The 11,103-nt window shown below is 51.7% G+C and carries 7 protein-coding genes; 2 read left to right on the forward strand and 5 right to left on the reverse strand.

Annotated features, from left to right (window positions below):
• Positions 1-3: 3 nt before the first annotated feature.
• From ACETK5_RS30460 to ACETK5_RS30475, 4 genes are all read right to left on the reverse strand, one after another.
• On the reverse strand, positions 4-2,046 hold the full coding sequence (locus tag ACETK5_RS30460) for a beta-galactosidase (protein ID WP_100541453.1): 2,043 nt from the start codon (positions 2,044-2,046) through the stop codon (positions 4-6).
• A gap of 149 nt (positions 2,047-2,195) precedes the next feature.
• A complete protein-coding gene (locus tag ACETK5_RS30465; RefSeq protein WP_100541452.1) occupies positions 2,196-3,482 on the reverse strand; it encodes an ABC transporter substrate-binding protein in 1,287 nt (428 codons plus the stop codon).
• Positions 3,483-3,551: 69 nt separating this feature from the next.
• Positions 3,552-4,391, reverse strand: a complete 840-nt coding sequence (locus tag ACETK5_RS30470) for a carbohydrate ABC transporter permease (protein ID WP_100541451.1) — start codon at positions 4,389-4,391, stop codon at positions 3,552-3,554.
• Positions 4,392-5,273, reverse strand: coding sequence for a carbohydrate ABC transporter permease (locus ACETK5_RS30475; RefSeq protein WP_100541450.1), 882 nt, complete (start codon positions 5,271-5,273; stop codon positions 4,392-4,394).
• Positions 5,274-5,397: 124 nt separating this feature from the next.
• Here ACETK5_RS30475 and ACETK5_RS30480 point away from each other — a divergent pair, with 124 nt between their 5' ends.
• Complete coding sequence (locus tag ACETK5_RS30480) at positions 5,398-7,242, forward strand: cache domain-containing sensor histidine kinase (RefSeq protein WP_243391012.1); 1,845 nt, start codon at positions 5,398-5,400, stop codon at positions 7,240-7,242.
• Positions 7,220-8,857, forward strand: coding sequence for a response regulator transcription factor (locus tag ACETK5_RS30485; protein ID WP_100541449.1), 1,638 nt, complete (start codon positions 7,220-7,222; stop codon positions 8,855-8,857). The genes ACETK5_RS30480 and ACETK5_RS30485 overlap by 23 nt, the downstream gene beginning before the upstream one ends.
• Positions 8,858-9,013: 156 nt before the next feature.
• Here the strand turns inward: ACETK5_RS30485 and ACETK5_RS30490 are convergent, their stop codons facing one another.
• On the reverse strand, positions 9,014-11,047 hold the full coding sequence (locus ACETK5_RS30490) for a beta-galactosidase (protein ID WP_100541448.1): 2,034 nt from the start codon (positions 11,045-11,047) through the stop codon (positions 9,014-9,016).
• Between the last annotated feature and the right edge of the window lie 56 nt (positions 11,048-11,103).

The following is an 11,103-nucleotide window of genomic DNA, read 5'->3' on the forward strand; positions in this document are numbered from 1 at the left end:
TCTTTAAGACCTTACGGCGGCCGTCCGTTCCAGAATCATGACGTCCCTTCCCGGAATCGTAACATGGCCCGAAATTTGTCGGCTGCCCAGGAGATCGAATTGATTGGCAGAACCTGCATCAAACGTCATCTCTTCGGCATTGTGGTTCATGATGAACAAATAGGAGTTCCCATCCTTCACCCGTTCCACCACCTCTACCCCGGCTGGTGTTTCCAGCAGCGGCTTCACACCCTGTTCTTCGCACAGATTGGCAAGAAATCCCTGCAGGAACTGCGAATCCGGACTGCTCGCCACATAATAGGCCTGACCTTCGCCAAACGCATTCTTCGTCAGAACAGGCGTGCCTTTATAGAAGTCGGATCCGTACTCAGCCAGAACCTCCGCCGTCTCCGCATGGATGACGTCGCACAAAATTCCACATGGATAACTTCCACGCAGTGATCCCCAATCCTGCTTCATGTTGATCTGATTTTGCTGCCCGGGAAGCAGGGCATCGATCTCCTCGGCCCAGATACCAGTTACCTTGCGCAGTTCGCCGGGATGACCTCCCAGGGTCACCAGATCGTTCTCGTTGACGATGCCGCTGAAGAAGGTCGTCACAAAGGTTCCGCCCCTGGATACAAACTGCTCCACGCGCTGGGCAACGCCAGGCTTCACCATATACATCACGGGGGCAATTACCACATCGTACTTGCTCAGGTCTTCCTCAACGCTGATGATATCCGTCTGGATATTCAGCTGATACAGCGCATCATAATATTTATGAACCTCGTCTACGTAGTTCAAAGCTTTGGAAGGTCCGCTTGACAGCGCCAGCGCCCAACGATTCTCCCAATCGTACATGATCGCTACCTTGGCGTCCGAACGGGAGTCGAGCAGCTTGTCTCCGAGCTGCTGCAGCTCTTGCCCGAGCTCCGCGCATTCCCGGAAGACCCGGGTGTGCTCATGTCCCACATGCTCAATCAATGCGCCGTGGAACTTCTCGCATGCCCCCACGGAACGGCGGAGCTGGAAGAACATGATCGTATCGGCCCCATGGGCTACGGCCTGATAACTCCATAATCTCATCACGCCTGGACGCTTAGCGGAATTGTAGGGCGACCAGTTTTGAACGCTCGGGGTCTGCTCCATCAGCATGAACGGCTGCCCGCTTTTCAGCCCGCGCATCAGATTATGCGACATCGCCGTAAAGCTTACCGGCGTATCAAGCGCGGGATAGTTGTCCCAGGATACCACATCCATATGCTTCGCCCACTCGAAGTAATCCAGCTCCGGATAAAATCCCATCAGGTTGGTGGTGACCGGTATGTGCGGCGTAACCTTCTTCAATTCTTCCTTCTCCAACCGGTAACATGCCAGCAGGCTGTCGGATTGGAATCGGCGATAGTCCAGCGATATCCCTTGGAAGAACGTCCGGTTCCCGTTGAACTCTTCGCTGAGCGCGTTCGGTACCACAATCTCGTCCCACTCGTAAAAGGTATGGCCCCAGAATCCGGTATTCCATGCGGCATTCAGCTTATCGAGCGTCCCGTAACGCTCTTTCAGCCAGACGCGGAACTGCTGCTCGCAATTGTCGCAATAGCAATACCCCCCGTACTCATTGGAGACGTGCCAGATGACCAATGCCGGATGATCCTTGTACCGTTCAGCCAGCTTGCGCGCCATCAGCACCGAATATTTGCGATACGTCGGGCTGTTCGGACATGAATTATGACGACCGCCGAATTTGCGTTTGCGCCCATCGTAATCAACGCGCAGGATGTCCGGGTATTTCTTGGCCATCCAGGCCGGATGCGCCCCCGTGCTTGTTGCCAAGCAGACATGGACCTGCTCCTCTGCCAATCGATCCATAATTTCATCTAGCCATGTGAAATCATAGCTGTCCTCATCGCGCTGCGTTTTGGCCCAGGAGAATACATTGAGGGTCGCCACGTCAACGCCGGCCAGCTCAAACATCCGCAGGTCCTCTTCCATCGTTGCCTTATCCCATTGCTCGGGGTTGTAGTCCCCGCCATACCATATCTTAGGAAAATGTTCATTAATCATCGAATTGCCTCCTTCATCGTTCTTTAGCTGAGCAAACCTCTATCAACGAACTATGAATCTTAAAGAAAAGAGGTACCATCCCATGTCATGTCGGACAGGGATCATACCTCTTATGAACGATTAGCTAACTTGAATTAGAGCGTTGCTCCTTACTTTTTCAGGTTATCCCAGGATGTCTGCATATCCTCAAGCATCTTGTTCGCATCGGATTTGCCTGCGAAGAAGGCCTGCATCGCACCGGAGAATTCCTGTGCTACACCGTCAGGGAACTTCGCGGATTGTCTTGGCAGTACCTTTCCAGCTTGTACATACTCCCACACAGACGAACCCAGGTCGCCCATATCCTCAGGCGTTGCTTCAATTGTCTTTAAGGCCGGAATGAATTTGAATTTTTTGACGATGTACTCTTTACCGATATCGGATGTGACAAACCAGTTCAGGAAGATCTTCGCTTCTTCCTTCGACGCGGAATCCTTGTTAATGACCAGGTTCGCAGGTACGCCAACGTTCAGCTTGTCATTTAGCTCCGCATTGTCGCCAAGCGGCATCGGCAGGTAGCCAAGATTCAGGTCCGGATTAATGGCATCAATCTCGGTTTGGGCCCAGTTGCCGTTTTGCATCATGGCTGTTTTGCCCGTAGCCAGGAGGGAAATGGCCGTATTATAATCAGTGGTCAGCGGGTTTTTGTTCCCGTGATCCAATGTCAGCTGCATCAGCTTGGCCCACTCTTCGAACTTCGCATTGCCTGCGAATGTTTGAGTACCGTCGTTCAAGCCCTGGATAAAGGCATTCGGATCATCCTGCTGGGCAAACGCCGGGTTAATGCCTTGGTTACCGATCAGCCACCATTCCTGGTAAGCGTTCGCAAAAGGAGTTATGCCTGCCGCTTCCAGCTTCTTCGCAGCATCTTCCAATTGGGCATAGGTTTTAGGAAGCTCGGTAATGCCTGCTTGCTCAAACAAATCTTTATTGTAGATGTAACCCCATCCTTCAAGGTTCATTGGCATGCCGTATACTTTACCGTCTTTGGTCATCGGCTCTTTTGCCATGTCCACCAGATCGTTCACCCAAGGCTGATCGGACAGATCCTCCAGACGGTCGATCCACATCTCCATCTCGGCGTCGCCGCCGTTGGAGAAAATATCAGGCGCATCGTTGGATGCGAATTTCGTTTTCAGTGCAGCACCGTAATCAGCGCCGCCGCCCACGGTTTGAATATCAAGCTTGATGTTTGGATATTCCTTCTCGAATTCAACCTTGAGTTCATTCAGGCCGTCCACGATCTCGGTTTTGAATTGGAAAATCTTAACCGTCTTAACTTCGCCGGCAGCTCCGTTCGAGCTTCCGCCCTGGCCTTCCTCCGACTTGCCGCCGCAAGCCGCAAGCAGCAGCGAGAAAGCCAGCAGCATCACGAGTGATAATTTCATTTTGTTCATCTTTACTACCCCCTAGTATTGTTTATATATAAAGATAGAAAAACCGATTTGGAAGAAGCCAGGCTGCCGTTACCCCTTAACGGAGCCGGCAGCGACGCCTTCAACAATATACTTCTGTAATGACAGGAAGAAGATGATAATCGGCGTAATGCCCAGCACCAGAGCCGGCAGCGCCATATCCCACTGCTTCGAATACTGTCCGAAGAAAGCAAAGGTCGCGAGCGGAATCGTCCGCAGTTCCGGACTTTGCAGGATCAAGGACGGCAGCAGGTAGTCGTTCCAGACCCACAGACAGTTCAGGATGATGACCGTAACCATCATAGGTTTCAGCATCGGCATAACGATACGGGCAAATACTCGGAACGGAGAAGCTCCGTCGACCGTGGCGGCCTCTTCGATTTCAAGCGGAATGCCTTTCACGAACCCGTGGAACAGGAAGACCGACAACGGGATGCCGAGTCCCAGATAACTGAGAATCAATCCGACGATACTGTTGTTAACGCCCAGGAAGTTAATGACCTGCAGCAATGGAATCATAATGGATTGGAACGGAATGACCATGGCCGATACGAACAGCATGAACACGATTTGATTGAATCTCGTATTGGACCGAACCATCCGGTAAGCCGCCATCGCGCTCAACAGGGCGATGATTAGGTTACTGATGACCGTAATAATGACGGAATTGACGAACGCTTCCGGGAAGCGGGTCATTTCCCAAGCCTTGCTGTAGTTGTCAAAGTGAAAAGCGGTTGGCCAGTTGGCCGCGTCGACCATAATATCGCCCAGCGATTTGACCGAGTTCACCAGCAGGAAGTAAAAGGGCGCCAGGAAGATCAGCGCAATAATGACCATCACAATCTGCAATACGATCGTGGAAGCCGACATAGGAGGTTTCTTCGATCTCATTTAAGCTTCGACCTCCTTCTGCTTCGTTAAACGGACTTGAATGAGCGTGATGACGGCAACGACCAGGAAGAAGATCAGGGACTTGGCCGTCCCGAGTCCATACCTGTTGTTCAGGAATGCCTCATTGTACACGTTCATGGCCAGCGACTCCGTGGAGCGGTAGGGTCCGCCCTTCGTGAGCGACAGGTTCAGGTCGAACATTTTGAAGGACCAGGATATCGCCAGGAATAAACATACGGTGACCGCCGGCATGATAAGCGGAACGATGATGCTCTTGAGCACTTGAAACCGGTTCGCACCATCAATCTCGGCAGCTTCCATGACTTCCTTGGACACATTCGTAATGGACGCGATGTAGATGACCATCAGATAGCCTGATGATTGCCATACAAAGACCATGATAATGCCCCAGAAGCCGGTTACTTCATCTCCCAGCCACGGAAGATTAAAGAACGGAATCCCCGTTGCCTCGCCAACGGTGGCAAAGCCCTTTATGAAGATGAACTGCCAGATGAAACCGAGCAGCAATCCGCCGATCACGTTCGGCATGAAGAAGATCGTCCGCAGCCAGTTGCGCGCCCTAATATTTTTCGTTAAGAAGTAGGCCAGGAAAAAACCGACCAGATTCGTTAGAAGCACGCCAACGATCGTAAACTTGGTGGTGAACCAAAAGGACTGTGCGAATGCGCTGTCATTTGTGAAAATCTGTTTGAAATTGTCCAGTCCTACCCATTCGACATTCCCCGATACACCATTCCAGTTGGTAAACGAGTAATACATCCCCATCACAAATGGGATAATGATCGTAATACCGAAAAACAGCAGCGCGGGTCCGATATAAACCAACTGCTGCGTCAAGGCAGCCGTTCTCTTGCTGTTCATGTAAATCCCCCTCCGCTTGTCCTATCGTTTCTCTATCCATTTCTCTATGATTTAATTATGCTAAGATGAAGACCTTGGGACTACCACAGGATGTGAACTAAATGGTATAGAAAATTGATCGGCGGTGAATTTATTGAACTGGAATTGGAACAGCATTCGCACCAAATTGATTACCTTTATGATCATGGCTACCATCATTCCGACCACCATCTCCATGATCATCAGCTATGTGATGACCACCAACTCGCTCAAGGAACGGGCCGTTGTTGAGAATATGAACCTTCTCTATCAGGGACGGTTGAACTTGGAGAGCTATTTGGAAGACATGAACCGGAATTCCCTTACGGTTTATTCGGATCCGGATTTTTTCCGCAGCCTTTATTATAGTCATGAGAACATCAATGCCAGCGGCAGGCAGTCCGCCACGCTGCAGTCCATTCAAAAAGCCATTAGCGGCTCCAGACAGGTCTATCTCTATGTCGACGGCAAAAGAGAGGCCACGTTATTCGCCCAGGATATCGCCAGAAAAACGAGTGATGTCAACCTCTATCCCGAAATTCCCGATCTCGGTAACTATACGGTGGTCTTACAGCCGCCCCATCCCCTTCACACGTATGGCTTTCAGTTAGCTTATCCCTATGAGGCCAATAAACAAGTATTCACGATGTACCGGGTCATTGAACGCGTCCCTTCGACCGAGCGATTGGGCATTCTCGCCATCGATATGGACATGAATTTCCTGAGCCGGATCAGCAATCAGCTGTTCCAGCCCGAACATGAGCAGCTGTATATTACGAATGAAGCCGGGTATATCATGTATGCCGGCCATGGCGAGATGCTGGGACAGCAGATTCAAACGGAATGGTACGACAGCATCAAGCAGTCCGGCAAGAAGGAAGGCCATTTCGAGTATAACAACAAAATCTATTTATATAACAATATCAAGACGTCGATCAACGACTGGACGATGATTAAGGAGATCCCTTCCTCCTATATTCTAAGCAGCGCGGACAAAGCAGCCTTCGTCAATATTTTGCTGATAGCCGTGTCCCTTATTCTCATCATCGCCGCCACGATCTGGATTTCGGTCTATATTACGGCGCCGATCCGGGAATTGGTAGGCCTCATGAGCCAAGTCAAAAGCGGACGAATGGCCGTGGATATCTCCTCCAACCGCAAAGACGAAATCGGAACCCTGCACCGCAGGTTCGGCAGCATGATGGATACGATCAACAACCTTATCTTGCAGGAATACAAGCTGAAGCTGGCGAACCGGACCAACCAGCTCCGCGCGCTGCAGGCGCAGGTGAACCCGCATTTTATGAACAATGCGCTGCAAACGATCGGCACCCTTGCGCTGGAGCATGGAATGAAGAGAATCTACTCCCTGATCTCCGCCCTTGCCCGGATGATGAGATACAGCATGTACAACACCGATAAACCGGTCACGCTGGCTACAGAGATCGATCATATCAAGGATTACGTGGAGCTGCAGAAGGAACGATTTGAGAATCAGTTCGACTTCCGTTACGATGTGGATGAGTCGACTTTGCAGGTGTTGATCCCGAAAATGCTGGTTCAGCCGCTGATCGAGAACTTTTTCAAGCATGGCATGAACCCCTTGGCGGAAAACAATTACATCGCGTTAAAAAGTAAGCGCCTGTCGGCCTCCATCGTGCAGATCACGGTCGAGGATAACGGTAACGGAATGCAGGATGAGCCGTTCCAAACCCTTCAGGAGCACTTGCTTCGGATGGAAGAAATGGATCTGGAACAGCTTCAGGTTCTTTCCGAAATGGAAACGGAAGACAGCAGCGGGATCGGACTCATCAACATCATGACAAGGCTGAGGCTGTATTATCGCGGAAAATCCAAGTTCAGCATCGAAAACAACCAGCCGCATGGCTTTCGTGTTGTACTGACTATAAATGTGGAAGGTGAAACGGATGAAGGCATTGATCGTGGATGACGAGTCTCGCGTGCGTAAAGCCATCCGACTGCTCGTCCAGTGGGAGACGCACGGGATTATCGATATTGAGGAAGCCGCCAATGGTCTTGAGGCGATGAAGTTGATTCCGGAATTCCGGCCCAACCTCGTGCTGATGGACATGCTGATGCCGCTCAAAAACGGCGTAGATCTCATGGAATGGATTCACAAAAATTACCCGGATATCAAATTCATTGTCATCAGCGGGCATGACGACTTCGAATTCGTTCGCAACACCATCTGGTACAGCGGCACGGATTATATCCTGAAGCCCATTGAGGAAGACGTCATCAACCAAGCAGTCGCCAAGGCGACTGCCGCCTGGAAAGCCGAGGAACGGGAGCGCCTTGCGGCGCGGCAGCAGCATGTTCAGGTGAACGAGTACCGGCCGGTCTACTCGGAGAAGCTGTTATCCAGTCTTATTGATGACAAAAGCGCCCATATCCAGGTGGTCAATCGCCTCAAGGATGAAGGCATCGTACCGGAGCAAACGCAGACGATACGCCTGGCCGTCATGCAAATGGACAAGTCAGATCACGCGCTTTATAGCCGCTTTGGCCATCATCAGGATTTGCTCATGTTTGCCCTGCTTAATATTTGCAATGAATTTCTGCAAAAGGACCGGATCGGGATTGCCTTCCGTCACTTCGGTTCACCTCACCAACTGGTTATATTGCTGTGGGATCAGCTTGCAACGCTTGCAACGCTGCTTCAAGAGATCAATAACGGGATGCATCGCACCTTGTCGCGCCACATGCATTTTGGCGTTAGTCCTGACGGCCAATACCCGGCAGACATACCGGATTTGTATGCCCGGAGCTCGTCCGCCCTGCATCAGCGCGATTTAACGGTCCTAAATCACTTTATCCATGATACGGAGGAACAGCGCCGATCCGGCGTTGACCATCATAAAGGCGTACAGTTCAGCGGGTTTGAGGATACCTGGAAGCTCGCCATACTTAGCGGCCAACCCGCTCCCATAACCGAAGCTGTTGAATCATTCATTGCGGCTATTCGAAAAAGCGGCGTTCTCACGCCGGAGCTTCTCGAGCGTTGGGACCGCGATATCGAAAGATTTGCCAATCACGTCATTCATGAAACCGCTAACCCGTCGTCTGAACCTTTGTTGAAATTGTACAAAGAGGAAAGCGCCGCCATCGAGCGGCCAAGCCCGGACAAATATGTATGCTCCCTGGCAGAATGGCAGCAGTATTGGATGGATGTAATGAGCCTGCTGGCCTCGGCGCTGCAGTCCCAGAAGCAAACGGGACAGGACCTGATCCATGACATTACGGCGTTTATCGAGCAAAATTATCAGAACGACGTGTCGCTGTATGATATTGCAAACCGATTTCATGTAAGCCGTGAGTACATTTCCCGCAAATTCAAGCAAAAGCACGGCATTAACATCCCGGAACATCTGAACCGGATCCGCATCTCCAAGGCTAAAATCCTGCTGCAAAATCCGGGCCTGAAAATGGCAGCGATTTCCGAAATGGTCGGCTTCAAGAACGAGAAGTATTTCAGTCTTGTCTTTAAGAAGCAAGAGGGCATTTCGCCCAAGGAATTCCGTAAGCTGCATGAGAAGGAAGTGTAGACTGGGCAGCGATTAACCTCTTTTAGGCATGAAGCCTATGTTGGGTTTGGGCATATAAAATAAAGCAGAGAGAGCATGGGATCCCCTGCTTTCTCTGCTTTTTTATGCAAACCCTTTACGTGATGGATGCCTTCGCAAAAAACCTCACGCGATCCTCTATTTCTGCCGTTTCTCCAATATCATGACTCCGCGGGCCGGCACCTCGCAGGAATCCCGATGCTCCTCACCCGTCAGCAGGTCAACATAGGTTTCCCCTTCCAATGGCACGGGTTTGCTCTCCGGCATGTGATTAAGTACAAAGATGAACTCCGCGCCCTCCTTCACGCGCCTTGTCACCTCAACGCCTTCCGGAGCCTTCAAAACGGGCTTAATGCCATGGTCGTTGCATATGGTTTGCATCAGGTCCTTCAGGAATTTAGGTTCCGGACTTGTGGCCACATACCATGCCTTCCCTTGCCCGAAGGAATTCACGGTTAACGATGGCGTGCCTTGATAATAATCGGAGCCATATTCGGCAACGACTTCCGCGCCTTCTGCATGGATCACGTCGCACAGAATTCCGCAGTCGTAGGTGCCCTCCAGTTGTCCCTTCCGGCCTCGCATCACCACCTGATTCTGCTGACCCGGAAGCAGCGCATCAATCTCCTCGGCCCAAATTCCCATGACCTTGCGCAGCTCGCCCGGATAACCGCCCAGCGTCACAAGATCATATTCATTGACGATACCGCTGAAGAAGGTCGTCACAAAGGTGCCGCCTTGCGATACAAAGGCCTCCACGCGCTCCGCGAATCCCGGCTTTACCATATACATCACCGGCGCAATGACAACGTCATACTTCCGGAAGTCCTCTTCCACGCTGACCATATCGGTCTGAATATGCAGCTGGTGCAGGGCATCGTAATATTTATGGACCTCATTCACGTAATTGAGGGCAACGGTCGGACCGCTCGACAGGTCAATGCCCCACCGGTTCTCCCAGTCGTAGATGATCGCGACTTTGGCGTCGGAACGGGCATCCAGGATTCGGTCCCCCAGCTGCTGCAGCTCCTTGCCCAGCTCGGCGCACTCGCGGAATACGCGAGTATGTTCATGTCCCACATGTTCGATGACCGCACCATGATATTTCTCGCAGGCTCCGATCGAACGGCGCAGCTGGAAGAACATCACCGTATCCGCACCATGGGCGACCGCTTGGTAGCTCCACAATCGCATAACCCCCGGACGCTTGGCCGAGTTGTACGGCTGCCAGTTCTGAACGCTCGGCGTCTGCTCCATCAGCATAAAGGGCTGACCGCCCTTAAGCCCCCGCATCAGGGCATGTGCCATGGCGGTATAGCTGTACGGGGTATCCAGCGACGGATAGTTGTCCCAGGAGACGACATCCATCTCCTTGGCCCATTTGAAATAGTCCAGCTCCGGGTAAAACCCCATCAGATTCGTGGTCACCGGAATATCCGGCGTGATCCGCTTCAATTCATCCCGCTCCAGCTTGTAGCAGTCCAGCAGGCTGTCCGATTGGAAACGGCGGTAATCCAGGGATATGCCTTGAAAATTGGTCCGGTTGCCGGACCATTCTTCGCTTAAAGCGTTAGGTACAACGATGTCCTCCCAGTCATAGAAGGTATGGCCCCAGAAGCGGGTATTCCATGCTTTGTTCACGGCATCCAGTGTGCCGTAGCGCTGCTTCAGCCAAGTCCGGAATGCCGCGGCGCAATGATCGCAGTAACAGTACCCGCCATATTCGTTCGATACGTGCCAGATCAGGACGGCCGGATGATCCTTGTAGCGTTCCGCCAGCTTGCCGGCCATCATTGTGGCGTATTTACGGTAGGTGGGACTGTTCGGGCAGGAGTTATGGCGGCCGCCGAATTTGCGTTTGCGGCCCTCGTAGTCAACGCGCAGCACATCCGGGTATTTACGCGCCATCCAAGCCGGATGTGCCCCTGTGCTGGTTGCCAGACAGATATATACCCCGTTCCGGTACAGCCGATCGATCGTCTCGTCCAGCCATGCAAAATCGTACGTGTCCTCGTTCGGCTGGCTCAATGCCCAAGAGAATACATTAATGGTGGCAACATCGATACCCGCCAGTTTAAACATGCGGTCATCTTCCTTCCACGCTTCCGCACCCCATTGCTCGGGATTATAGTCGCCGCCATACCACATTTTGGGTAACTTTTCGTTAATCATCTAGGGTTCAGCTCCTTTAGCTTCATAAATTCCATATCTGGTTTAGTTCAAATCTC

The organism is Paenibacillus ilasis (assembly GCF_043195395.1).
GTDB classification, from domain to species: domain Bacteria; phylum Bacillota; class Bacilli; order Paenibacillales; family Paenibacillaceae; genus Paenibacillus_AQ; species Paenibacillus_AQ lautus.